General features: G+C 37.3%; 24 protein-coding genes and 1 pseudogene. 7 read left to right on the forward strand and 18 right to left on the reverse strand.

Annotated features, from left to right (window positions below):
• Positions 1 to 31 precede the first annotated feature (31 nt).
• The 4 genes from tnpC to AC5YD2_RS13700 form a co-directional block, all read right to left on the reverse strand.
• Entirely contained in the window at positions 32 to 1,636 is a 1,605-nt protein-coding gene (gene tnpC, locus AC5YD2_RS13685) for an IS66 family transposase (protein ID WP_496125722.1), read from the reverse strand.
• Between the two features lie 74 nt (positions 1,637 to 1,710).
• A complete protein-coding gene (gene tnpB / locus AC5YD2_RS13690; protein WP_496125721.1) occupies positions 1,711 to 2,046 on the reverse strand; it encodes an IS66 family insertion sequence element accessory protein TnpB in 336 nt (111 codons plus the stop codon).
• Positions 2,043 to 2,471 (reverse strand): transposase, encoded by a 429-nt coding sequence (locus AC5YD2_RS13695; RefSeq protein ID WP_496125720.1) that lies wholly within the window; start codon positions 2,469 to 2,471, stop codon positions 2,043 to 2,045. Before AC5YD2_RS13695 ends, tnpB begins: the two co-directional genes overlap by 4 nt.
• A 514-nt stretch (positions 2,472 to 2,985) precedes the next feature.
• A complete protein-coding gene (locus AC5YD2_RS13700) occupies positions 2,986 to 3,978 on the reverse strand; it encodes an Abi family protein (RefSeq protein WP_496126872.1) in 993 nt (330 codons plus the stop codon).
• A 354-nt stretch (positions 3,979 to 4,332) separates the two neighbouring features.
• Between AC5YD2_RS13700 and AC5YD2_RS13705 the strand changes: the two genes are divergently transcribed.
• Positions 4,333 to 5,016 (forward strand): hypothetical protein, encoded by a 684-nt coding sequence (locus tag AC5YD2_RS13705; RefSeq protein WP_496126873.1) that lies wholly within the window; start codon positions 4,333 to 4,335, stop codon positions 5,014 to 5,016.
• A gap of 11 nt (positions 5,017 to 5,027) precedes the next feature.
• A complete protein-coding gene (locus AC5YD2_RS13710; RefSeq protein WP_496126874.1) occupies positions 5,028 to 6,152 on the forward strand; it encodes a helix-turn-helix domain-containing protein in 1,125 nt (374 codons plus the stop codon).
• Between the two features lie 419 nt (positions 6,153 to 6,571).
• Here AC5YD2_RS13710 and AC5YD2_RS13715 read toward each other — a convergent pair whose 3' ends face one another.
• The 4 genes from AC5YD2_RS13715 to AC5YD2_RS13730 form a co-directional block, all read right to left on the reverse strand.
• Positions 6,572 to 6,796 carry a hypothetical protein gene (locus AC5YD2_RS13715; protein WP_496126875.1) on the reverse strand — a complete coding sequence of 75 codons (225 nt, stop codon included), beginning with the start codon at positions 6,794 to 6,796 and terminating at the stop codon, positions 6,572 to 6,574.
• Positions 6,777 to 6,926: a hypothetical protein gene (locus AC5YD2_RS13720; protein WP_496126876.1), complete on the reverse strand. Its 150-nt coding sequence runs from the start codon at positions 6,924 to 6,926 to the stop codon at positions 6,777 to 6,779. Before AC5YD2_RS13720 ends, AC5YD2_RS13715 begins: the two co-directional genes overlap by 20 nt.
• 76 nt (positions 6,927 to 7,002) lie before the next feature.
• Complete coding sequence (locus AC5YD2_RS13725; protein ID WP_496126877.1) at positions 7,003 to 8,268, reverse strand: hypothetical protein; 1,266 nt, start codon at positions 8,266 to 8,268, stop codon at positions 7,003 to 7,005.
• Positions 8,269 to 10,432: 2,164 nt separating this feature from the next.
• Positions 10,433 to 10,651 (reverse strand): hypothetical protein, encoded by a 219-nt coding sequence (locus tag AC5YD2_RS13730; RefSeq protein ID WP_496126878.1) that lies wholly within the window; start codon positions 10,649 to 10,651, stop codon positions 10,433 to 10,435.
• Positions 10,652 to 11,627: 976 nt separating this feature from the next.
• Here AC5YD2_RS13730 and AC5YD2_RS13735 point away from each other — a divergent pair.
• Together AC5YD2_RS13735 and AC5YD2_RS13740 are read left to right on the forward strand one after the other, a co-directional pair.
• Positions 11,628 to 12,269: an AAA family ATPase gene (locus AC5YD2_RS13735; protein WP_496126879.1), complete on the forward strand. Its 642-nt coding sequence runs from the start codon at positions 11,628 to 11,630 to the stop codon at positions 12,267 to 12,269.
• Positions 12,269 to 12,559 (forward strand): hypothetical protein, encoded by a 291-nt coding sequence (locus AC5YD2_RS13740; RefSeq protein ID WP_180080477.1) that lies wholly within the window; start codon positions 12,269 to 12,271, stop codon positions 12,557 to 12,559. The genes AC5YD2_RS13735 and AC5YD2_RS13740 overlap by 1 nt, the downstream gene beginning before the upstream one ends.
• A 231-nt stretch (positions 12,560 to 12,790) precedes the next feature.
• Here the strand turns inward: AC5YD2_RS13740 and AC5YD2_RS13745 are convergent, their stop codons facing one another.
• The 4 genes and pseudogenes from AC5YD2_RS13745 to AC5YD2_RS13760 all read right to left on the reverse strand — a co-directional run bounded on the left by AC5YD2_RS13745 (position 12,791) and on the right by AC5YD2_RS13760 (position 16,583).
• Positions 12,791 to 13,594, reverse strand: a complete 804-nt coding sequence (locus AC5YD2_RS13745) for a GIY-YIG nuclease family protein (RefSeq protein ID WP_496126896.1) — start codon at positions 13,592 to 13,594, stop codon at positions 12,791 to 12,793.
• A 33-nt stretch (positions 13,595 to 13,627) separates the two neighbouring features.
• Positions 13,628 to 13,930, reverse strand: a pseudogene (locus tag AC5YD2_RS13750) (DUF6508 domain-containing protein); the annotation flags it as partial.
• Between the two features lie 301 nt (positions 13,931 to 14,231).
• On the reverse strand, positions 14,232 to 15,083 hold the full coding sequence (locus tag AC5YD2_RS13755) for a universal stress protein (protein ID WP_496126880.1): 852 nt from the start codon (positions 15,081 to 15,083) through the stop codon (positions 14,232 to 14,234).
• A 12-nt stretch (positions 15,084 to 15,095) separates the two neighbouring features.
• Positions 15,096 to 16,583: a SulP family inorganic anion transporter gene (locus tag AC5YD2_RS13760; protein WP_004786522.1), complete on the reverse strand. Its 1,488-nt coding sequence runs from the start codon at positions 16,581 to 16,583 to the stop codon at positions 15,096 to 15,098.
• Positions 16,584 to 16,948: 365 nt separating this feature from the next.
• Here AC5YD2_RS13760 and AC5YD2_RS13765 point away from each other — a divergent pair, with 365 nt between their 5' ends.
• Both AC5YD2_RS13765 and AC5YD2_RS13770 read left to right on the forward strand, forming a co-directional pair.
• Positions 16,949 to 17,194, forward strand: coding sequence for a type II toxin-antitoxin system RelB/DinJ family antitoxin (locus AC5YD2_RS13765; RefSeq protein WP_000246756.1), 246 nt, complete (start codon positions 16,949 to 16,951; stop codon positions 17,192 to 17,194).
• Positions 17,184 to 17,477 carry a type II toxin-antitoxin system RelE family toxin gene (locus tag AC5YD2_RS13770; protein WP_000221358.1) on the forward strand — a complete coding sequence of 98 codons (294 nt, stop codon included), beginning with the start codon at positions 17,184 to 17,186 and terminating at the stop codon, positions 17,475 to 17,477. The genes AC5YD2_RS13765 and AC5YD2_RS13770 overlap by 11 nt, the downstream gene beginning before the upstream one ends.
• 65 nt (positions 17,478 to 17,542) lie before the next feature.
• Here AC5YD2_RS13770 and arsH read toward each other — a convergent pair whose 3' ends face one another.
• Genes arsH through AC5YD2_RS13790 form a run of 4 tightly spaced genes read right to left on the reverse strand, consistent with a single transcriptional unit; the run spans position 17,543 to position 20,099 of the window.
• Entirely contained in the window at positions 17,543 to 18,247 is a 705-nt protein-coding gene (gene arsH, locus AC5YD2_RS13775; protein WP_496126881.1) for an arsenical resistance protein ArsH, read from the reverse strand.
• A gap of 4 nt (positions 18,248 to 18,251) precedes the next feature.
• Positions 18,252 to 19,292: an ACR3 family arsenite efflux transporter gene (gene arsB, locus AC5YD2_RS13780; protein WP_496126883.1), complete on the reverse strand. Its 1,041-nt coding sequence runs from the start codon at positions 19,290 to 19,292 to the stop codon at positions 18,252 to 18,254.
• 4 nt (positions 19,293 to 19,296) lie between these two features.
• A complete protein-coding gene (locus AC5YD2_RS13785) occupies positions 19,297 to 19,770 on the reverse strand; it encodes an arsenate reductase ArsC (RefSeq protein WP_496126884.1) in 474 nt (157 codons plus the stop codon).
• Between the two features lie 5 nt (positions 19,771 to 19,775).
• The gene (locus tag AC5YD2_RS13790; protein ID WP_496126885.1) at positions 19,776 to 20,099 is read right to left on the reverse strand and encodes an ArsR/SmtB family transcription factor; all 324 of its coding nucleotides are present in this window, start codon (positions 20,097 to 20,099) and stop codon (positions 19,776 to 19,778) included.
• Between the two features lie 84 nt (positions 20,100 to 20,183).
• Between AC5YD2_RS13790 and arsC the strand changes: the two genes are divergently transcribed.
• Positions 20,184 to 20,612 (forward strand): arsenate reductase (glutaredoxin), encoded by a 429-nt coding sequence (gene arsC / locus AC5YD2_RS13795; protein WP_496126886.1) that lies wholly within the window; start codon positions 20,184 to 20,186, stop codon positions 20,610 to 20,612.
• A 486-nt stretch (positions 20,613 to 21,098) separates the two neighbouring features.
• On the opposite strand, the gene nadS is transcribed toward arsC, so the two are convergent.
• Together nadS and AC5YD2_RS13805 are read right to left on the reverse strand one after the other, a co-directional pair.
• Entirely contained in the window at positions 21,099 to 21,371 is a 273-nt protein-coding gene (nadS, locus tag AC5YD2_RS13800) for a NadS family protein (protein WP_496126887.1), read from the reverse strand.
• Entirely contained in the window at positions 21,364 to 21,684 is a 321-nt protein-coding gene (locus AC5YD2_RS13805; RefSeq protein WP_496126897.1) for a type II toxin-antitoxin system RelE/ParE family toxin, read from the reverse strand. The genes nadS and AC5YD2_RS13805 overlap by 8 nt, the downstream gene beginning before the upstream one ends.
• Positions 21,685 to 21,860: the final 176 nt, after the last annotated feature.

Consider the following 21,860-nt stretch of genomic DNA (forward strand, 5'->3'; position numbering starts at 1 on the left):
GTAAACATCCGCTGAACCCCATTGCTATGTTTTAACGGGGTTCAGGTTTCCAGCGGTGTGGCAGTAATTCTTCTATTTGAGTCACTTTATGTGTCGGCAACCTTTTCAGCACATCACTTAAATAGGCATACGGATCCAGCCCATTCAGTTTTGCTGACTGGATTAAAGTCATGATATTTGCCGCTCGCTGACCACTGCGCAGCGAACCTGCAAATAACCAGTTCTTACGCCCCAAAGCCCAAGGCCGCATTTGATTCTCTGCCCAATTATTGCAAATAGGTAGATTGCCATCATCCAGATAACGGCTTAAGGCTTCCCAACGTTTTAGGCTGTAATTGATGGCTTTAGCAGTTGCAGAGCTTAAGGGTACTGCAAGTTGATGTTGTGTCAGCCATTCATACAGTTGCTGCATAACAGCTTGACTATACTGTTGCCGGTACTTATAGCGTTGTTCTGCTGTACCGTCGGTATTTTTTCTTATTTCAGCCTCTATCGCATAGAGCTTCTGAATCAAGAACAAAGCCTGTTCTGCAATCGGACTTTTTCCAGTCACATGCAACTCATGGAATTTACGACGTGCATGCGCCATGCAGCCCACCTCAATGACCTGACCTGATCTAAAGCGTGCTTTGTAGCCACTGTAATCATCACAGACCAGATGACCCTGCCAGCCTTTCAGGAACTCTTCAGCATGCTGACCTGAACGGCTATCCTGAAAGTCATAAATCACGGCTTGAATTGGATTATATTGAGTTGTTGCATAAGCCCAGACATAACCTTTCTTCGGTTTTTTATCTTTATCATCCATCCGCATGATGGTGACAGGTGTTTCATCTGCATGAATCACCGCTTGCTGTAGGATCACCTTCCTTAATGCATCGGTTAGGCCTTCTAACTCTACACCACAGCGACCTATCCAGTCAGATAAGGTTGATCTGGACAGATCAACACCTGCGCGTAGAAAGATTTGACGTTGACGGTACAGTGGTAAATGATCGGCATATTTAGACACCAGTACATGGCTAAGCAGTTCAGGTGCAGCGATTCCTTTCTCAATCACATAGGCCGGCATTGCTTGTTGGGTCAGTGTGTCACATTGATCACACACCCATTTGCCACGCACATGCTGTTCCTTATAGAACTGTGCCGGTCTGAAATTCAGTTTTTCACTGATATCTTCGCCAATACGACGCAAGGTGCAGCCACAAGCACATTGGGTTGATGCAGGTTCATGCTCAATACGGAGGGTTGGCAGGTGATCTGGCAGTGGTCGACGTTTAGGTTTGTTGACTGGGGCTTTCTGCGCAGCTGCATTGGTTTTATCTGCATTCAGCCGTTCCAGTTCCAGATCAACCGCAGCAATATCTTCTTCGACCGCTTCGTCCCATAGATGGATTTGTTTTGCGCTTAGATGTTCGTTTTTACTGCCGAATTTATGCTGTTTAAATAGCGCAAGCTCATGCTCGTATTTTTGATTAAGAATGGAAAGATGTTGATTCGTGACTTCAAGATGTTGAACTTTGGCATCTAATTGTTGTTTATCTTCTGCGAGTTGTTGATGCTGCAGCGCCAACTGCCGGGTAAATTCCAGCAGTTGTTCATGGGTCAGTTGGCTTAAATCAGGCAGCGTATTCATGACCGCAGTATGGCTGAGATCATGAATATGTGTAAATAAAACGTTTGGAGAATAGCAGAATGGATGAGCTTGGTTTAGAGCATATTCACCACCTGCTGTAAGCCGATTCTCTGCCAGGGCAGACCCTGAATTAACGCCTGTAACTGTTCCGGGCTGATCGCCACGGTTTCACCCTGGTGAACCTGAGCCCAGTGAAATTTGCCCTGTTCCAACCGCCGGGCACACAGCCAGATGCCCAGTCCATCATGCACCAGTACTTTCATGCGATGGCCACGTTTATTACAGAACAGGTAGGCGCAGTGTGGTTTGATATAGCCAAATGCTCTCAGCACCTGAGCCATGGCAGTATCCATACCTGCACGCATATCCATCGGCTGGGTAGCAAGCCAGATTTCATCGATACGGATCATTTGATCAAGCCCTGAATTAAAGGCAGTAATTCCTTTGCCGATTCCACCGGCCAGTCGATCTCGATCATCTGATCCCGTGCGGAACCTTGTTCCTTATGCAATGGAATCCTGATATGAGCGACAGCATTCTTCTCTGGCACAGGTGGCGGAGGTGCTTCTTGTCTGACTGGAGTCGGGTGAAGAATGATGGGAAGAAAGTCGGTCTGTGGACTGGATGGGCTTTTTAATGCAGGGGGCATTGATCTGGACTGGCGAATCCATTTATGCAGCAGATTGGCATTGATCTGATGTTGCATTGCAACCTTAGCTACTGACGTATCTGGCTGCTGGCAAAGCTCGACCAGGTACTGTTTAAACTCAGCTGCGAAGATTCTGCGGGTTCTTTCTGTCGTTTGTTCAGTGTCTATAAAAGTGTCTAAGGCCATAAACATAATGTCCATTTAATAAATAATGGACACTATCGGGATATTGAGCAAATAAGAAAAGTGGGGTTCAGCGGACGCTTACGTTAATTGCTATGGATATGGGAGATGAGTTTGATTTAGGAAAAGATGAAACTCTGAAAGTTTTAGAATTTCTCATAGATCAAACTTGATTTCGTATTTAGATAATTTGAGTGAAGCAAAACTGAGCTTCTTTAATAAAATGAAATTAATCCCTGATAATAAAGCTGTAACTTTTGTAAAACCTGGGATCATTCGAATAAATACTTTAAGAAATAAGATTGCACATCAACTAGATGTTAAATTTACTAATAAAGATTTACTCGAGATCACTACTATCTTAAAGATGGCTAGAATTAATGTAGATAATCTTAGCTTTATAGAAAAATTTACATCTGTTGCATGCACGTGGCTTACACCTCGAAATGATAAAATTCAAAGTTATATAGCAGAATCTACATCTTACATGAAATTTGGTGAGTGAAATTCAACTATCCTAAGATAGTTCTGGTTCATTGATTCCGAGTATTACACCTTTTTTATTCTTAGTCTTGATATAGATAACCCTATCATTTTGGAAATTATCTATCATTTGAAAGAGTTCTCTCTTAGCTCTAGATTTAGTCTGTATGTTAGATACCTTGTCTTTATTTACAAATGCATAGAAACCATCAAGGCTGCACATTTTTTTAAATTCCACATGCATTTTCGATAATAAAAATGAATTATATGTATCTAAAGACATCCATCTGATGACTTCCAACATATCATCATACTGCTTATTTAATAAGCTTAAGCTAGCATTCAATCCGAAAACTGGACTCGTATAGTCAATTGTATTATCACTAGGCTTCCTATTAAAAAATTTCCAAATAGGTTCGTGATGAGCAAATCTATTTCTAAACTCTCTTATTAAATTAAAATGTTTATCTATATCGCTACGCTTATATCCATAAGGTGCATTAGGGAATACATTCCTAAATAAATTTGGCCAAATTAAATGCTTGTTGGTAATTTCCTCATAATCTTTACTCAACAGGGTTGTCCAAAAACCAAAGGGAACTTTACTCAGTATATCGTGAGCCTTATAGTGGGGTTTTCCTTTTATTACTTCTCTAATTGCAGTCTCAATATGAAGTTCAGATGAACTTGATTTTTTTCTTTGACCTGCACTATCAACCCATTTTCCTTTCTGGGCTGGTTTCATTCTCGAGATTTTCGAATCTTGAAGATCGGTAACCATTAATTTAAACCAATAAGGATTACCCATATAACTTGGTTTACCTGATGTTGGTACAGGCTGATGATAGTTCTGAACAGCACAATCCAAAGCATTTCTTAAAGTAATTTCTAAGGTGTGTATGATGGGGTAGATAGCAGAAGAAATTGCTATGTTCCAATAATAAGCTCTTATTACTTCTTGATCACTACTAAGCTTCAGAACAGTTCTATAGGAATCTAAACGTGCAGATGAAATAAATTGGCTCATTTTTCTACTGGATCTTTAAATAGTTGTGATTTGCATGAATATATATTAGTATATACTCATATACACGCTATGCGTTCCCTGTCTCTCTGAAAGATATAAACATAGTGTACAGTTTTTTGGAAAAGCCACCTTTTAGGTGGCTTTTCTCTTTTTAAGTAAAGACTTTAGAATTTTAAAAGCTCACTTCTTCGTTAGTGGGCTTTTTTTCGTTTACAAATTTTATTCTTCTGTGTTAAAAGGTGATAACCTAAAAAAATGCATATAAAAAAGAAAAAATATAAAGGTAATTTCTATTTTTTTTACCTAAATTTAGGTATTATTAATCTAATTTCGTACTTTAGGACAATTAAAACAATGCCATCTCTTAACAAGATTAAAACTAACTCTCGACTAAAAGAACTCTTCGGGTGTGAAGAAGATCTACTATTACAAATAATCAAAAATGCTTATTTATGTAGAACAGAAACTACAAATAATCATCCAAGAACTTATGGTGGGACTAAACAGTACAATGAAGGAATATGTTTTCTCAGAGAAGAATTAGCTCCTCATGGTTATATAGCTTATGAGCAATTAGGATCTAATTGGGCTCTAAACCAAGCAAAAAATGTGGCGATAACTGTTATGGCTGGCAATTCATGGGTTGGGCGAATTGGTGGTTTTACCACTAATCAAAAGGATTTAAAGCCAAAGCAAGGAAGAAACCGTAATCCTAGAGGAAGTATGTTTGCTAAAATAGCACATGCTCAACTACAAGATGATCTATTCTCCCAAAGTAATAAACCTAGCTTTTATTGTTGGGTCTTAATGTACTTTATAGATTTCAAAACAAATGTCATTCGAAGTGAAATAGCATGTCCCTCTAAGATGACGGCTAATGGTAGATATATTGAGCAATACTATGAACGAATTATTTTGTCTGAAATTTCTATTGATCTAGATCAAGAAATAGAAGATAGCGTACTGCCTATACAATCTATTCAAAATGAAGTAGTTGAAGAATTCAATTTTGAAGTAGCTTTAAAGAAAAGAGGTTAATGATGGTTAATATGAGTCGGTTCGAACTCGCTCGAAAACGGAGAGGTCTTACCAAGAAAGATTTGGCTCATAGTTTAGATGTTACAGACCGCACAATATCCAATTGGTACAGCCAATTAGACATTGATATGAAGCATTTGGAAAAAATATCTGAAGTTCTTAAATTCCCTAAAGAGTTTTTTTTAGAAACAACTGATCTAAATTTACCAAATACTGAAACTGTAAGCTTTCGAGCTCTTTCTAAAATATCTTCTCGGAAAAGAGACATTGCTTTAAGTCAAACTGTTATCGCTGAATTAATTAATCAATGGTTAGATAGTAAGTTTGAACTTCCAATGCCGGTTATTCCAGATCTTCACGAACTAAGAAACAGTTCTACAACGTCCTCTAGTATTAAACTAGTTGAGGAAGATAGTGATTTACTTTTGACTTACGCTCAAATGTGCGCTGAAGTAGTCAGAAAGGAATGGGGCCTAGGAGAAAAACCTATTTCCAATATGATTTCCTTACTAGAGTCGAAAGGTATAAGAATTTTCTCATTATCAGATGAAGCTCAAGAAGTTGATGCCTGTTGTCAATGGATAAATGATCGACCATTTATTTTCCTGAATGTTGCAAAAAGTTCAGAAAGATGCCGTTTCGATGCTGCGCATGAGCTAGGTCATTTAGTAATGCATAGACATGGAGTCATTGAAGGACGTCAAATGGAGCAAGAAGCGAATGCTTTTGCTTCTGCATTTTTAATGCCGAAAAAAAGTATTTTAGCTGACCCCATCTCTACCCTAAATTTAAAGACGATCATTGCCAAGAAAAAGTATTGGAAAGTTTCTGCAGCTGCTTTAACTTACAGATATCACCAGTTAAATTTAATTACTGACTGGAACGCAATTACTATTTATAAAAAACTTTCAGAATTGGGACGTACCATAGAGCCAGAACCAATAGCTCATGAACGCTCACTATTACTATTTAAAGTAATGAATCTTTTAAAAGATGAAGGCCTGCGACCAATTGATATAGCAGAAGAATTGAAGCTTTCATTTGAGGATTTTAATGGTCTTACTTTTGGCATTCCTAAAGAATTAACGGATGAAATGATAGAGTTAAGACGTTCTAAACTAAGGTTAGTAATTTAGTAGAAGGGAACTGTTATGTTCCCTTTTATTTAACATAAAATCTCCTATAAGAAATTCAGTTGTTAGAACCCCCACTTAACATTTCCATAATTTCCTTTTTTTACTACTAAAGCTGAAAAATTTAAGTGAATATTGTAAAAAATAGGAAAACATTACCGCTTTTCTCTTTCTAAAAATAAAAATATCTTCCTATAAAAATTGTCTTACTTTTTTTGGTCAATGTTTTATATATCTATATGATATTTAATAATAAATTTGACAATATTTTGCTTTTACATTAATATTCAACTTATCAAGTTAATCTGTTTAAGTGAAAGTGCTTCAAACTAAATCTTTCATGCAGTACAAGAAACCACCTTTTTAGGTGGTTTCTTGTTTTTAGAACTGAAATAGATTTCAAGGGCTAAGTGATTAATAGGTCAAACGTCATCATAAAAATCATCAATATCAGCTTGTGTCCGTACGATCTTCATCGGCAGTTTTCTAGTCGCTTCCTCGATACACTTGATAGCTTCTTCATGTGTAAGTGTTCCTGCATCAAGTTGCTCTAACAACAGCTTATTTTCTGCATCGACTTTGTGACCACCGACAGTCATGAAACCGATGACTTTATCTGTTAAATTTTCACTCATAGACCCGCCCATTCTGCATGTTGTAATGCTTGCTATAACCATGCTCTTTCACATATTCGGCTTGTCTTTGCATAAATTCAAACTCTCTCTGTTCTGCTCTTGTAGTGCTATCTTGATCGGCTTGTGATGGCTCTTTCGACATGCAGTTCAGAAAGCCAACACAGCAGAGGACGACAAGAAAAAAAGCTAACTGTTTTTTAACCATAAAATCACCATATTTATTTGTTATATTTTATCTTTTTCATGACAGCTTTCACTTCTATTTCAGTAGATTCTTTGATCTCTGCGTTCGATTTAGGGTCTGCTAGATTTCTATTTTTTGCTTGGTTTCTTCGCAATAGATCTGCATAAATATACTTTTCTAATGCTTTTTCATCTTCGATCTGGCTTAGGCTAGCATCAATATGATTTTCAGCTTTAAAAGAGAGAATAATTTGAGTAAATCCTGAAATTCTTGTGTGAAGTTCCGCAAAAGAATGGATATTAAAATCGACTCTCGTACTATAAAATGCTTCTTTTTTAATCTGTTCTAAATCAAAGGCTTGATAGATTGGAAATGTACGTTTCTTTTGAACTTGTCTTCTCCCTTTGACTGCATTCTGACGTACTGCCCTACGGTTGTACTTCTTTTCAAGCTCATAACAGATTTCACCTATATCTTGAGCTGTGCCACGAAAAGCAGGTACATTCGACAAAGCAAAAACACCTGCTTCAATCGCTTTTTTTAGCTCATCATCATTCAACCAAGTTTTAACCTGATCTTTAGTCGGGCTGACTTTGTTTTTTGCTTCAAATTGCTGTTTTTTAAGATGCTTCTTTTGTGTAAGTTTGGACTGAATCCCTGCTCTGCACAGCTTTAGAATATGCGCTTTATACTGCGGTGTAAGATGCCAAGTCCATGAAGCAGGTTTAATTTGCTTTACCTCACCCTTTTTTTCTTGCATCGACTTATATTCAGCTAAACGTTTTTTACTCCGATCAGAAAGGCGAAGTACCACTTTGGGCATGTCCTGACTGAAAAGCTGTAGCCGTGAATCACGGTGTAAAAGACAGTGAAAAGTATCCTGACATGGTCTGCCATCCTTTTCCTTAAAGCTTTTTTTTATGATTTTCTTTTGATAGCTAATCACACGCTGAAACCGTTGCTCGGCGGTCATCTTAGCCATTTCAACTTCTGTTAAATCAAGGTCTTCGATCATCTTTGTGATGACTGATTGTTTCTCCCTCAAGGCACTCGGTAAAGTGACCATAACAAAAACTTGGCACTTACCTTGCCGTAAAAGTTGCTGATTAAGCTGAATCACCAAATGTGCATTGCACAAGCCCTTTTTATCTCTAGCTTTAGAGCGTGAGTCTCCTGTTTTACTGATGCTAAATTTGCTGATCAACCAAGCCAAAGTGTTCTGTGCTTTATCAACATCAATGAAAAATTTTTGATAGAACGTGGCTTTAGCTAGATACACCGTTCGGTGTAAAGCAGACATTGTGATTTCATCACTTGTCGTATAAAAAATCATGTATTCCCCAAAATCTATAAATAAAAGCCGAGATGTAGTAGGGCGAATGTAGTAAAAATAAAAATTTAGGGTCTTACTTTTTTTAATGTATTAACATCTCTTCACAAATCTGTTTTGCTTTTTAATACAAGGCTTGCGTAGCAAGGCTTTTAAAAGTTTTTCGAAGAAAAACTGCCACCTGAAAGGTGGCTAAGGGGCAACGGGACGTAGTTAAGTTGTTCCTAAGATTAACTCGGCTCGTTGCCCTGCTCTTATTCACCATCTGACTTCACAATGGTATAAACGATTCAGAACGACATTTTCAGTGTGACGCTGAAAAAAGACTTTTCGACGCTCTAGGGCAGTCGGCGGTCCTTGACCTCAAAGTTAAGGACTGACCATCCTTAACTGTTTTTTCTTTTCGAAATAGCTAAGGACTGACCATCCTTAGTGCATCTTGGCTCTTACGTGGCTGTAAGAGTTGGCGAAAGCCTATATTTTCGTGTAGCTCTATACTGGTGAAAGCTAGTTGGTAGGGTTGCGACGGAGACTGTGAGAACCTCAATGCAAAACCTCACTGCTACTCTTTGAGTAGGAATGGTTTGCATGTCAGTTCTCCTTTTATCCTTTCAGTTAAATCAAATTGCCCTCAGCCCATATAAAAACACTCGGCTGAGTCGCCTTCGGGCGACACTGAAAAACTTAGAGCCATTCTGAGTCTAAAGACCTGAATTGCAATAAGCCGTTTTATGAAATGGAAGTCGAGACATGAAGTCGAGACGCAAACACCATACGCTGGGTTAACCTGTTAGTGATTATTCACTGTTGGGAGGTTTAGAAGCCTTATCTTGCGTACCCAATCGGGGAGGACGTGCATCAACCGCTAAGTGGGAAATTGCACGGGGGAAGAAAAAAGTCGAAAGGCTTGTGGGTCTGTCTCATTTGACAGATTCCCTCTCGGTCAGTGGTAACACTGATCGCCAAATAGCTCAACCGAACCACCTCTTTTAGCGTCAAAAATACGCTAGAAATGACAGGGGTTGGAGGGATGCTTATGAAAACTTTTAAAAAGTGATTGATCTGACCAACGAAAACCGTGTGATTTAAGTGGAGTTGCGGAACAACGCTCCATGAAGTCAAGGATGGCAAACCAAATGTTGCACGGTGTAATGTTGAAGGTCTAGTAAGCCCTGTTTCTGTTTATTCAGATACAGTGATTCATAAAACTAAAGTGGGAAGCACAGGAGTTTAAGTTAAACGGGTTAGCCTCCGTTTAGGCGTTCTAAGGTTGAAAAGCCAAAAGAAGAACTTTAGTCACAATAAAAATCTGTGAAGGCTTCATTTGCCCAAGTAGATACAAAAGACTTTAACCTGTGAGAGATCGTGCGAGTAAGTGATAATCCGCCGAAGGATTATCTGCTAATCAGTCGAGTACGAAAAAAACGTGCAAGCCTGTGGATGAAAGTGCGAACGGAAATAGTGAGATAGAAATCGAAAAGTTAGAATTTTGTTGCGGTTAAACAGGTCGTTTAACTTCTCCCAAAGCTTTGGTCGGCTGTGGGATTCAGGGTGGTACTTGAAAGCAAAATTCTAGGTCAAATTTAGGTTTTTTATAAAAACCAAGAGTTTAAGTTCAGCTTAAACACGGTCATCCCGTATCAGTGGCAGTTTTCAAAATTCTGTAAAAAAATTAGCGTTTCAGATCTTCGTAAAAGATCTCAGTCCACTAGTGCAACTGAAACTGTACTAGACCGATGAATGGATTTTTTTATTTAGCATTTTTGGCAACTCGGTCAAAGTCAGCCTTTAATCAAAATACAAAAATTCGGGATTCAAGCGATTGATGTTTTTCGCTTTTTAAAAACATCAAATCGCCATTTTTAATGGCACACCTTTCAACAAGGTTTGTTGATGCAATCCTCAGCATGACGAGGACTATCTAGCCCAAATGAGTTTGATTTTTAAATAAATATGTTCATTTCTAAACTGATTTATTCAGTTTTATCATTAGTTTTTGGGAACTATCACAATTTTGTGGTAGTTCCTGATCCTTCATAAATGCTCGCCATTTGCGTTCTAAGCGACTTTTCTTGATCTGCATATAAACACTAAACCACAAAATTAAAAATTGAAACTGACGCAAACTGTGCGACTAAAATTCATCTTTCGGCACGTCTTGTTCACGATCTGCCATAAAATCTTCTAAACCTTTGGGATCACTATAAAGTCTAAAGAACTCTTCCCAAGTGTGTACTTGCTCTTGATCTTCTTTAAAGAATCCATCCTTATCAAGTTTATAACTTCTTGGAGGTTTATCTAAAATGCTCATCGAGAGATAAACCAAATCTTCATCTTTTCTATCTTTGCTCATATCAAATCTCCTTTAGCTTGTCTACGAGCGATACAAAAGAAATGATCTCATCTGCTCTAGCTCTCCACCGTTCGTTCCTCACGGGTGGTGAGCTAGAGCAGATTTCGGTAATATTCACCCTACCTTCGCTAATTTAAAATTAGCGAAGGTATTGAATATCACCTTTTAAAAACATCACGGTATGGAGCCGCTATCGCCTTCAATCGGTACAAGACAAGATGCGTCATTATTGTCTCGCAGGGGAGTATTTATGGAGCTGATCTCCACCCTGCACACGCCTTTCTCCCCCATTGGCTTGCTATCTCGGCGAGGGAGTTACCCAACATACCACTTAAACAATCGACCAACGTATTCCCTGCGTTCCCTCAATAGTGCAATACATCAGATTTGAGGGTGACTAGTGTATTACTACACATTATCGTCTTATAATTCATGTACCTGCCGTCACTTATCCTCCTGCATACATGAATCGTTCTACAGAAGCCGTGATAAACACGCACTTACAAACTTCCATAGTTACGCAGAACAAACGAAATCGAACAAAATTGGATTGAATTACTCAACCACAATAATTTGTTGCTTATTTGATGGCGACAAAGTACTAAATAACGAAGGACTCTCGATTAACGGCTTGCAAAAATATTAAAAAAAGTCATAATATCTATTAGGTACAAGCCTTTCGGTGAAATCAGTAAGAGGTGGTACTCTACTGATCTTCGTTAGATGATGCGTCAACATCAAATAACTGCGTACCTCCATACTATCAAGAAATGTCTCAGCTATACAATAGCTGAGACATTTTTTTTGGTTTTTTTTCAGAAATTATATCAATATAAAACATTGACCGAAAAAGCTTTTTTCATTAACTTACTCAAGTTAAATAAGTTACATAACTTTAATTTGATTAAACCCTTGATCTGTCTGAAAAACTTTCTATAATTAAAATTAGATAAGTTACGTAAGTTAAATAAAAACTATGATTATTCTCGTTGGTGGTGAAAAAGGAGGGTCTGGTAAAAGTTGCCTAGCCCAAAATTTAGCTGTTTATTTGCAAGCTAATAATAGAGATATTTTATTACTCGATGCAGATCCACAAGGTACTACAACTGATTGGATTAAAGAGCGTGATGAAAACAGTAAAGTCGAAAGTATTCCTTCTGTTCAAGCGGCAGGTAATATTCGCCAAATATTATTAGACCTTTCTAAACGTTATCAAGACATCATTATTGATGCAGGCGGCCAAGATTCTGAAGCACTACGCTCAGCAATGACAATTGCTTCTCACATGTTATTGCCATTTAGACCTAAAAGACGCGATTTAAAAACGTTAGTTCATGTTGAAAAACTGATCCGGTTAGCCAAGGCTGTGAACCCAGAACTTTATACTCGGGCAGTCATTACTCAATGTCCAACTTTACCAAGCCAATCTCAAAGAATTTTAGATGCTAAAGAGGCATGTGAATCTTTTGATTTGACTTCATTGAATAATTTCACATGTAATAGAAATATCTACGATGATGCTGATGAAAATGGATTATCGGTTTTTGAAATGTCATCTGATGAAAAAGCCAAACAAGAAATTGAACAAATTGCTAAAGAGTTTTTAGGAGATCTTTAATGGCGCTTAAAGGCTTAAAAAAATCTGAGCAAGTCTCAAACGATGAAACCATCGAAAACTTTATCCAAGGTGCAACTAAACGTGTCAAGAAGATAGAACCCTCACAGCAAAATTATAAAAGATATACTTTCTCTTTGACTGAAGATGTGAACCAGCAAATAGATACTCTTTTGGTAAATTGTAGGGTTGCTAAAGCGAACCGTTCTATCATTTTGAAAGCGGCTATTAGTCAATTACAGAATCTCTCTGCTGAAGAACTTCAAAAAGTCGTATTAGATCACACCAAATAAGTTACATAACTTATTTAAGTTACATAACTTATTTATAGTTTTAAGTTTTTACTACACAAACTTATGGAACATTGCTTAACTAAGTAATCGTGTAACGTGAAGAATCATTTAAAAAGCCCTACTTAGCACAGTTGGGCTTTTTAATGCAAGATAAAGATATGATTTATAATGAATAAAAAAGAGAATTTCGTATAACGTGTATTATGTTAATTTCAGAAAAATTTAAACTTATTAGTTAGAGTTATAGCCAAATTTTCGTGTTAGTAACGTATCTTTCCACCAACTTTCTCTACTTAATATAACGTTATCATCTGTAGTTGATTTAAAAATATCTAGTATTGAATATCTAAAGTTGTTTTCAATGTGTTCCTTTGAAAGTAGCTTTAATTGAACATTGCCACCATGTCTACTTTTAATATAGTTTTGCCATCTGTTTAGCAACATATTTTCCGCATATGCGGAACCCACATACTTTTTACCATTGGAAATATCAGTGATTAAATACACAGCTTTTTGGTTTTGTAACGCTGTTTTCCACGATTCTTTATCAATTACGCGTGTTAACTCTTTCCATGAAATATTAACATTTTCATATCCTGGGAAAAGATCATTATCAAAGATATCAGGAAGGATTTGATGGATTTCACAATCGTTAATAATCGTATGAGCATTACGAATTAAAGTCTGTGATGTGTTTTTATATTTAACAATAACTCGTCCAAAATATTTGCGGTATTGTTCCAATACTTCAAATTCATAACCCACATCATTGAACTTGTTTAGATCCTTAGTAATCTTTCCTATATGAACTAATAGCCATAAGTCTTCATTTGGTTTTATTCTGATCAACCCTATAGTTGTTTGACCATCTTTATAAGACTTTTTGGAATTATAGTTCCAATAGTGGCCTTTAAGAAGTTCATCCATATTGCCATCTTTGAACACTTCTATCGGATTCCAATTCCCACCAAACATGAGGTTTAATCGAATTTTTACGTTATCTAAGTTTTTAATTTGTAATATGTTATTTAACATTACTCTATGATCAATATTTGCGAATGTATCTAACTTTTCCAGTGCTCTTAAAACTAAACCAGAACGCAAACTATGGGGAAGTGTTCCCTCCATAAAACGTTCTACACGAATGGTTGAAGTTAAGAATGCTAAAATAGTATTTTCATCAAACGTGGTAACAGTATTTTCATCTATATCATTGTATATAGATAAAATTTCTTGATAATTAAAAACCATATGATTTTGCATTGCGTGAATAAACTGCTCCTCAATCTCTGTAATAGAGAGCGATTGGTCTATCTTTAACTTTTCTAAATCAGTTATGAGAGCTAGTAGAGATTCATATTTATTCATCATTAATTTTCTAAAGTAACTATATTTATAAATAATTTATAATAAAAACAAAAAGATATCAGTTTAAAAAAACTCCAATACAGTTCATAACGTCACATTTTGTCGTTCAATGATCAATTAAGATAATGGGCATTACGCGAAATGAGGCTGAGAATCATGATTTTTAGGCTTCACATAAGAGATTTTATGTTAAGAGCATACAAAAAATGCCCTGAATCTGGGCATTTCGCATAAGGTGTATTATGTTAATTTTAGAAAATCTAAAAAAGGGATAGTTAAAAACTATCCTTTTATCTTTTAAAAATTATCTTAATAATAATACTGGTTTTGTAGAGCTTGATAACAATTTGGTCGTCGTACTACCAATAAAAAACTGACGTATTTTTGAATGACCGTATGCACCAATCACCATCATATCAATAGCGTTTTTCTCTTGGTAATCTAATATTGATTTCTCAACATCCCCTTCAAGCACGCTATCAATGACATCAAAACCATTATTTGCAAGCAACTCTTTTGCCCAAGTGACTTGAGATGCTATATCACTATTTGGCTTACCAACATATACCACATGAGCTGTCAGGTTTTTTAATAAAGGGCTATTGGCAATTTTGTCTACACAAATACGTGCAGTCTGACTTCCATCAAAAGCAATTAAAAAAGACTTAGGTGGACTAAAGGGCGCAGATGTTATTAATACGGGTTTATGAAGGGCACGAACAACATTTTCAATATGGGTTCCAACTTTACTGGAATCATGCTCGGTTTCAGTCCCATGCTTACCCATAACAAGAACTCGAATGTCTTCTTCCATTCCCATAATTGTTTCTAAAAGACTGCCATGGCGTTGAAAACTTTGAGCATCAATAGAGAACTTCTCCAATAAATAGTTCTTTGCTTCCCGAAGAAAAATCTGGCCATGCTCTAGCTCGATTTTTCCCTTACGTTCTTCGAGTTCAACCAATTCTTTGAGCAAGGTTTCTCGACTTCCTAGACCAATTGCACCACTTAAATCTTGCGGTGCTTTTGCTTTTGGCTTATCAATGACATGCAATAGTTTAATAGGTGAATTAAGTTTATCGCTAAACCAAGCTGCATAATCACACACAGTATTTGTTACTAATGATCCATCAATACATGCAATAATTTTTGACATAACTAATCCCTCTTAGTGGCTATTTAAGCGATCTAAAGCATCTGGCTTATCATGGATACCAAACTTATCGACTAATGTTTTACTAGCTTCATTCATTCCAATAAGTTCGACTTCTGTTCCTTCACGTCTAAACTTAATGACCACTTTATCTACGGCAGCAACCGCAGAAACATCCCAGAAGTGTGCCTGACTGACATCAATTACCACTTTTGAAAGTGCCTCTTTGAAATCAAATGCAGAAGTAAATTTATCTGCTGAACTGAAGAACACTTGACCTGTTACCGTATAAGTACGTGTGCTTTCTGATTCATCAAATACAGATTGAATCGCCATATAGCGTTCAATTTTATTGGCAAAAAATAATGCAGAAAGAAGAACACCGACTAATACACCATAAGCCAGGTTATGTGTGGCAACAACTACGACGACTGTAACGATCATCACGATATTGCTAGAGAGAGGATATTGCCGGATATTGCGCAGAGAATCCCAGTTAAATGTTCCAATTGATACCATAATCATGACAGCAACCAGTGCAGCCATTGGAATGACTTTAAGCCAGTCACTGATAAACACCACCATAATCAACAGGAAGACCCCGGCACTAAATGTAGATAAACGGGTACGCCCACCAGATTTCACATTAATAATCGATTGACCAATCATGGCACAGCCTGCCATTCCGCCTAAGAAACCTGAAGCAATATTGGCAACGCCTTGTCCTTTACACTCACGGTTTTTATCACTATTGGTATCTGTTAAATCATCGACAATCGTTGCTGTCATCATAGATTCAAGCAAACCTACGGCTGCTAATCCCAGTGAATAAGGCAAAATAATCGTTAAGGTTTCAAGATTTAAAGGAATATCAGGAAGCAAGAAAATTGGAAGCGTATCCGGTAATTGCCCCATATCTCCGACGGTTCTTACATCTAAACCAATGAATAAGGCAAAGAGCGTAAGTAAGACAATACAGATGAGAGGAGAGGGTAAAAGCTTCCCTATCACTGGAATATAAGGGAATAGATAAATAATGGCTAAACCACCAATTGTCATCGCATAGACATGCCATGTCACATTAGTGAGTTCAGGTAATTGAGCCATAAAAATCAGAATAGCCAGGGCATTCACAAAGCCAATCACAACTGACTTGGATACAAACCGCATCAAGGCACCTAATTTTAGATAGCCGGCTAAGATTTGAATAAATCCTGTCAAAATTGTGGCTGCTAATAAGTATTGCAGACCATGCTCTTTAACCAGTGTTACCATTAATAACGCCATGGCACCGGTTGCCGCAGAAATCATACCAGGGCGACCACCTACGAAAGCAATCACCACGGCAATACAGAATGAAGCGTATAACCCGACTTTAGGATCGACACCTGCAATAATAGAGAAGGCAATTGCTTCAGGAATTAGAGCCAAAGCGACAACAATACCCGCAAGGACATCCCCGCGAATATTAGAGAACCATTGTTCTCGAATAGTGGATAACATGAAATAGCCTATTTTTTTAAATTTTAAGAAAGGCTAGTGATGTGATATATACGACACACAAGCTACTACACCACATCACTAGACAGTGATGAGTTATTTACTGATTTAAGAGGTAAATAAACTTATGGTGGCGTAAGTGTCATATTAAGAAAGATATCTATTTTGGAGGATTTCGGGGGCAATCATAGCAGCTAGCCCCTTTTCTATCCACCCTAAACGCAGTACTGAAGTAAAAGCTAAGAATTATCATAGATAATTTTAGAATTGATTTATGCCCATTTAACATAATGGTTGTTATACGAAGTCGACTTGTAATGCAATTTGCATTACAGTACTCTTAGTACATTAAATAACTGGGAGATATGATGGCTACTGTTAACTTCAGGGTCGATGAAGCCCTTAAAGAAAAATCCTATTCCATCCTTAAAGAACAAGGTATTGCACCTACAGATTTCTTTACTAGTATTCTTGAGTATGTTGCTACGACTGGGAAACTACCTGTCAAGAAAGCTTTGCTTTCAGAAGAAGATGAAGAATTATTAGCTCTTGTCCGTAAGCGCATTAATGACCCTAAAGAGATGTTTGAGGAAGTCACATTAGATGACTTATAAGCTTTTACGTCACAAAGACTTTACAGCAGAATGGGAAAAACTCCCTGTTGCTATACGAGATCAATTTAAGAAGAAGCTAGCCAAAGTCATAGAGCAGCCACATATTCCAAAGAATATGCTTAGAGGCGATCTTGCGGGTTGCTATAAAATTAAATTATTAAAAGCTGGTGTCAGACTTGTCTATCAAGTTAAAGATGATCAGGTAGTTATCTTGCTCATCACAGTCGGGAAACGAGCTGATAGCATAGTTTATGACGAAGCTAAAAAGCGCATTAAAGACTAAAAATGGGAGCTTATAGCTCCCATTTTTGCATTCGTATAATGTATATTATGTTAATTATAGAAAAACTAAATACTCTTTTGATTTATACGTTTCGACAGCTCTTCAGCACTTTCAATACGCTCAGAATAACGATCAGTTAAATATGCTGATTGTCCCCTGGTTAAAAGCGTAAATTTATATAGCTCTTCCATCACATCCACAATTCTTATGTAGTAAGAAGATGGCTTCATACGCCCATTTTCATCAAATTCTAAAAAAGCTTTTGGAATGGATGATTGATTCGGAATTGTAATCATCCTCATCCAACGACCTAGAATCCGTAGCTGATTAACCGCATTAAATGATTGAGATCCACCACAGACTTGCATGACAGCAAGGGTTTTACCTTGAGTAGCACGAATTGCACCTGCTGCCAGTGGAATCCAATCAATTTGAGCTTTTAAAATAGAACTCATCGAACCATGTCGTTCAGGTGAACACCACACCATCCCTTCTGACCAAGCCAAAAGTTCATGCAGCTCTTTTACCTTTGGATGTTCAGTATTTGCATCTTCCGGCAGAGGCAATCCCTTTGGATGAAAGATTTTTACCTCAGCCCCAAAGTGTTCCAATATTCGCCCTGCTTCTTGAACAGCTAGTCGGCTATAGGACACTTCTCGATTTGAACCGTAAAGCAGTAAAATACGGGGTGAATGATCCAGCTCTTTGGCTTGAACTTTGTCTAAAGTCGGTTGTTCAAGAAGATTTAAATCTATATTTGGGAGACTCATAGCGTTATATCTCTTTAAAAACTTTTTTTCTAAGCCACAGTGACACACTCACCAAAGCAATCAGTACAGGAACTTCAACCAGTGGCCCAATGACCGTTGTAAAAGCAATCGGTGATGCCAAACCAAACGTCGCAATAGCAACAGCGAGCGCTAATTCAAAATTGTTACCTGCCGCAGTAAAAGAAATAGCCGCAGTTTTTGGATAATCATTCCCCATCCACTTACTCATAAAGAAACTAATGAAAAACATCAGGACAAAGTAAATCGTTAGAGGAATTGCAATTCTGAGTACATCGAGTGGCAAACTGACTACTTCACCACCTTTCAGGCTAAACATAGCCACGATGGTAAATAACAGGGCAACGAGGCTCAGCGGACCAATTTTAGGAATAAATTTGGTTTGATACCAAAGCAACCCCTTTTGTTTCACAAGAATAAAGCGAGTTAAAAAACCCAGTAAGAACGGGATACCCAAATAAACCAGAACTGCATGGGTAATCGTCCAGAAACTGACATTAATGATTTGCGCTTCCACACCAAAATATGGCGGTAAGAAGGTGAGAAATAGCCAAGCATAGGTACTAAAAAACAAGATTTGGAAAATACTGTTAAATGCCACTAATCCTGCAACATACTGATTATCACCACATGCCAAGCCATTCCACACCAAAACCATTGCAATACAACGAGCCAATCCAATCAGGATCACACCGGTCATATATTCAGGATAGGACTGTAAAAAAATGATGGCTAAAGCAAACATTAAACACGGTGCAATCAGCCAGTTTTGAACCAAAGATAAGGTAAGCGTTCGTTTATCTTTAAATACTTGTGGCAAGGTCGCATAGTCCACTTTGGCCAGTGGTGGATACATCATCAAAATCAAGCCAATCGCAATCGGGATATTGACTGAATCCATACTCATCTGGTCTAAAGCAACAGATGCTTGAGGAAAGAACACCCCAATTCCCACACCTAATGCCATCGCAATGAAAATCCAGAGCGTTAAATTACGATCTAAAAATGAAAGCCTTGAAGTAGACATAATTTTACTCAATATTTGAAATTTTATTGATTTCTGCAATAAGCTCAGAACGAGAAAATTTGTTTATATCTAGTGCAAATAAAGCATCTAGGCGTTTATTAATGTGATCAACTGTCACTAAAAAAGCTTTCAGCTTTTCTTCTTCAGGAAGGTCTAAATGAGATGGGTCAGATAAGCCCCAATGCGCCTTAATCGCTCCCCCTAAGTAAAGTGGACAAGCTTCTTGAGCGGCTTGATCACACACGGTAATCACCACATCAGGTTGATACTGTTCACAGTCATCAATGGTCTTACTTGATAAACCGTCAGTAGATAAGCCTAAATTGTGTAAAGTCTTAATGGTGAATGGATGAACCTGACCTGAAGGCCTACTGCCAGCACTGTAAGCTTTCCAACCCTCAGGCGCACGGCTATTGAATAACACTTCTGAAAGAATGCTACGGCAACTGTTACCCGTACATAAGAATAAAAATTTCATCAGTATTACTCGCAATGCACTGAAATTGAAGAATGAACAAGAGGGTTATTCATGATGTCGTCATTTTGATTTGAGATAATGTTTAAAACATCATTTGCCCATTCAGGAAGATTTGGGTTTAAACGGTAATACACCCATTGCCCTTGTCTTTGATCAAGCAGAATGGAAAGATTTCGAAGTAAGGCCAAATGGCGAGAAATCTTAGGTTGGCTGAGTTGTAGCTGTTCTGTCAGTTCACACACACAAACACTTTGTTTGGCCATTACTAACTTCAAAATATCCAAACGAGTCGGGTCAGCAAGACACTTAAAGAAATCGGTTTGATTCATTTTCTTATAACTCACTATATTTACTATTGCGAATATACGCATATCCATATATAAATGCAATATTGTTTTGCACTGAGAAAAGTCATGTCACAAAAGATTAAGATTTATCATAACCCTGCCTGTGGAACCTCAAGAAACACCCTCGAACTTATTCGAAATACAGGGCAAGAACCTGAAGTAATTGAATATTTGAAAACACCACCTAGTAAAGAAGAGTTAATTACTTTAATTGAGAAATCTGGGCTTTCAGTTCGTGAAGCCATTCGTAAAAATGTGGAACCTTACGAGAAACTGGAATTAGCTCAAGAACATTGGACTGAGGACCAGTTAATCGGTTTTATGCTTGAATATCCAATTCTAATTAACCGCCCATTTGTAGTAACTGATCTTGGTATTAAATTATGTAGACCTTCTGAGTTAGTACTGGATCTATTATCTGCCCCTCAACTCAATGCATTTAGCAAAGAGGATGGCGAAATAATTATTGATCAAGATGGCAATAGAATGAAGTAAATTTCACGTATTCAATATGTCCATTTAACATAATGGAGCTTATGCGAACTCTAATCTTAAAAATAATATAAAAACAATTACTTAGATATTTTACATAATCTCAAAATACCTCAAAAAACCGACTTCGACACAAGTCGGCTCTTTTTTGAGCAACTTTGATATCTTCTGCCAATCATTTTGGTTAAAAACTAATCAATTTTGCGGTTTTTTGAACTTTATCAACTGTCACACAACCGAAATAATCCACAAAAAATGGGGATAAATTTTAAGCAATGTAAGCCCTGGCGTACAGCTTAAAACGTCCTTTGCCTCTATACCGGTCTGGGATGATTTTTTATGATGGGGACATAGAGAGCAGGATGCTCCAGACAACAATAAGAAATGATAGCAACGGAAAATGCCGGTATGACAGGAGTTATGCCAACGCACTAAATATGTAAAAAAGCCCAACAGGATGTTGGGCTTTTTTATTATCTGTATTTTGCTTTAAATCACACTTGGATGTGCATCTAGAATACGAATAAGCGTTGCTGCTGGTCCAGTTGGGTAGCGACGACCTTGTTCCCAGTTCTGTAGCGTTCTTGGGCTGATATGCAAACGTGCTGCAAATTCAACTTGGCTTAAACCGGTCTTTTCACGCACTTCTTTAATATCCGGGAGTTCAAGTTCCGTTGTTCGACTTGCTTGGATCTCTTTACGTTTGATAGCACCCGCTTCTTTGATAGAAGAGATTAGATCATCAAATAAATTATTATCCATTAAATTGCTCCTTCACGAGTTGACGCAGAATAGTGGTTTCCTTATCTGTGAGCGTATCTTTCACTGACTTCGGATAAGCAATCAGGAAAAAGATCTGATCATCCTCAGTCATCCAATAATAGATCACCCGAATACCGCCACTTTTACCTTTGTTTCCTTGAGCACATCGTACTTTACGAATGCCACCGCCATTCTTTATCAAATCACCTTTATCAGGCTGTACCAGTAGATCTTGCTGTAGCTGACGATATTCTTCATCAGTGACAAGATCTTTAATCTGCTTGGTAAAAATACTGGTTTCGATAAATAGCATAAAGTCGTATACGTCAATGGCGTATAAATAGCCTAACATTTATAAAATCAAAAAACTATGCCTATATTTTTCATCTTATTTCTTAGTAAGAGATCACATATTTATATAAAAACACTAATTAATTGGTAAAAAAAATATAAAAAATAAATAAAGTTCAATTACTTATAATATAGATT

The organism is Acinetobacter sp. CY73 (assembly GCF_059515865.1).

Bases quoted from the DNA above. Each gene is read 5' to 3' on its own strand.
- tnpC (WP_496125722.1), bottom strand. From the start codon at position 1,636: ATGAATACGCTGCCTGATTTAAGCCAACTGACCCATGAACAACTGCTG.
- tnpB (WP_496125721.1), bottom strand. From the start codon at position 2,046: ATGATCCGTATCGATGAAATCTGGCTTGCTACCCAGCCGATGGATATG.
- AC5YD2_RS13695 (WP_496125720.1), bottom strand. From the start codon at position 2,471: ATGGCCTTAGACACTTTTATAGACACTGAACAAACGACAGAAAGAACC.
- AC5YD2_RS13700 (WP_496126872.1), bottom strand. From the start codon at position 3,978: ATGAGCCAATTTATTTCATCTGCACGTTTAGATTCCTATAGAACTGTT.
- AC5YD2_RS13705 (WP_496126873.1), top strand. From the start codon at position 4,333: ATGCCATCTCTTAACAAGATTAAAACTAACTCTCGACTAAAAGAACTC.
- AC5YD2_RS13710 (WP_496126874.1), top strand. From the start codon at position 5,028: ATGAGTCGGTTCGAACTCGCTCGAAAACGGAGAGGTCTTACCAAGAAA.
- AC5YD2_RS13715 (WP_496126875.1), bottom strand. From the start codon at position 6,796: ATGGGCGGGTCTATGAGTGAAAATTTAACAGATAAAGTCATCGGTTTC.
- AC5YD2_RS13720 (WP_496126876.1), bottom strand. From the start codon at position 6,926: ATGTCGAAAGAGCCATCACAAGCCGATCAAGATAGCACTACAAGAGCA.
- AC5YD2_RS13725 (WP_496126877.1), bottom strand. From the start codon at position 8,268: ATGTCTGCTTTACACCGAACGGTGTATCTAGCTAAAGCCACGTTCTAT.
- AC5YD2_RS13730 (WP_496126878.1), bottom strand. From the start codon at position 10,651: ATGAGCAAAGATAGAAAAGATGAAGATTTGGTTTATCTCTCGATGAGC.
- AC5YD2_RS13735 (WP_496126879.1), top strand. From the start codon at position 11,628: ATGATTATTCTCGTTGGTGGTGAAAAAGGAGGGTCTGGTAAAAGTTGC.
- AC5YD2_RS13740 (WP_180080477.1), top strand. From the start codon at position 12,269: ATGGCGCTTAAAGGCTTAAAAAAATCTGAGCAAGTCTCAAACGATGAA.
- AC5YD2_RS13745 (WP_496126896.1), bottom strand. From the start codon at position 13,594: ATGTTAAATAACATATTACAAATTAAAAACTTAGATAACGTAAAAATT.
- AC5YD2_RS13755 (WP_496126880.1), bottom strand. From the start codon at position 15,083: ATGTCAAAAATTATTGCATGTATTGATGGATCATTAGTAACAAATACT.
- AC5YD2_RS13760 (WP_004786522.1), bottom strand. From the start codon at position 16,583: ATGTTATCCACTATTCGAGAACAATGGTTCTCTAATATTCGCGGGGAT.
- AC5YD2_RS13765 (WP_000246756.1), top strand. From the start codon at position 16,949: ATGGCTACTGTTAACTTCAGGGTCGATGAAGCCCTTAAAGAAAAATCC.
- AC5YD2_RS13770 (WP_000221358.1), top strand. From the start codon at position 17,184: ATGACTTATAAGCTTTTACGTCACAAAGACTTTACAGCAGAATGGGAA.
- arsH (WP_496126881.1), bottom strand. From the start codon at position 18,247: ATGAGTCTCCCAAATATAGATTTAAATCTTCTTGAACAACCGACTTTA.
- arsB (WP_496126883.1), bottom strand. From the start codon at position 19,292: ATGTCTACTTCAAGGCTTTCATTTTTAGATCGTAATTTAACGCTCTGG.
- AC5YD2_RS13785 (WP_496126884.1), bottom strand. From the start codon at position 19,770: ATGAAATTTTTATTCTTATGTACGGGTAACAGTTGCCGTAGCATTCTT.
- AC5YD2_RS13790 (WP_496126885.1), bottom strand. From the start codon at position 20,099: ATGAATCAAACCGATTTCTTTAAGTGTCTTGCTGACCCGACTCGTTTG.
- arsC (WP_496126886.1), top strand. From the start codon at position 20,184: ATGTCACAAAAGATTAAGATTTATCATAACCCTGCCTGTGGAACCTCA.
- nadS (WP_496126887.1), bottom strand. From the start codon at position 21,371: ATGGATAATAATTTATTTGATGATCTAATCTCTTCTATCAAAGAAGCG.
- AC5YD2_RS13805 (WP_496126897.1), bottom strand. From the start codon at position 21,684: ATGCTATTTATCGAAACCAGTATTTTTACCAAGCAGATTAAAGATCTT.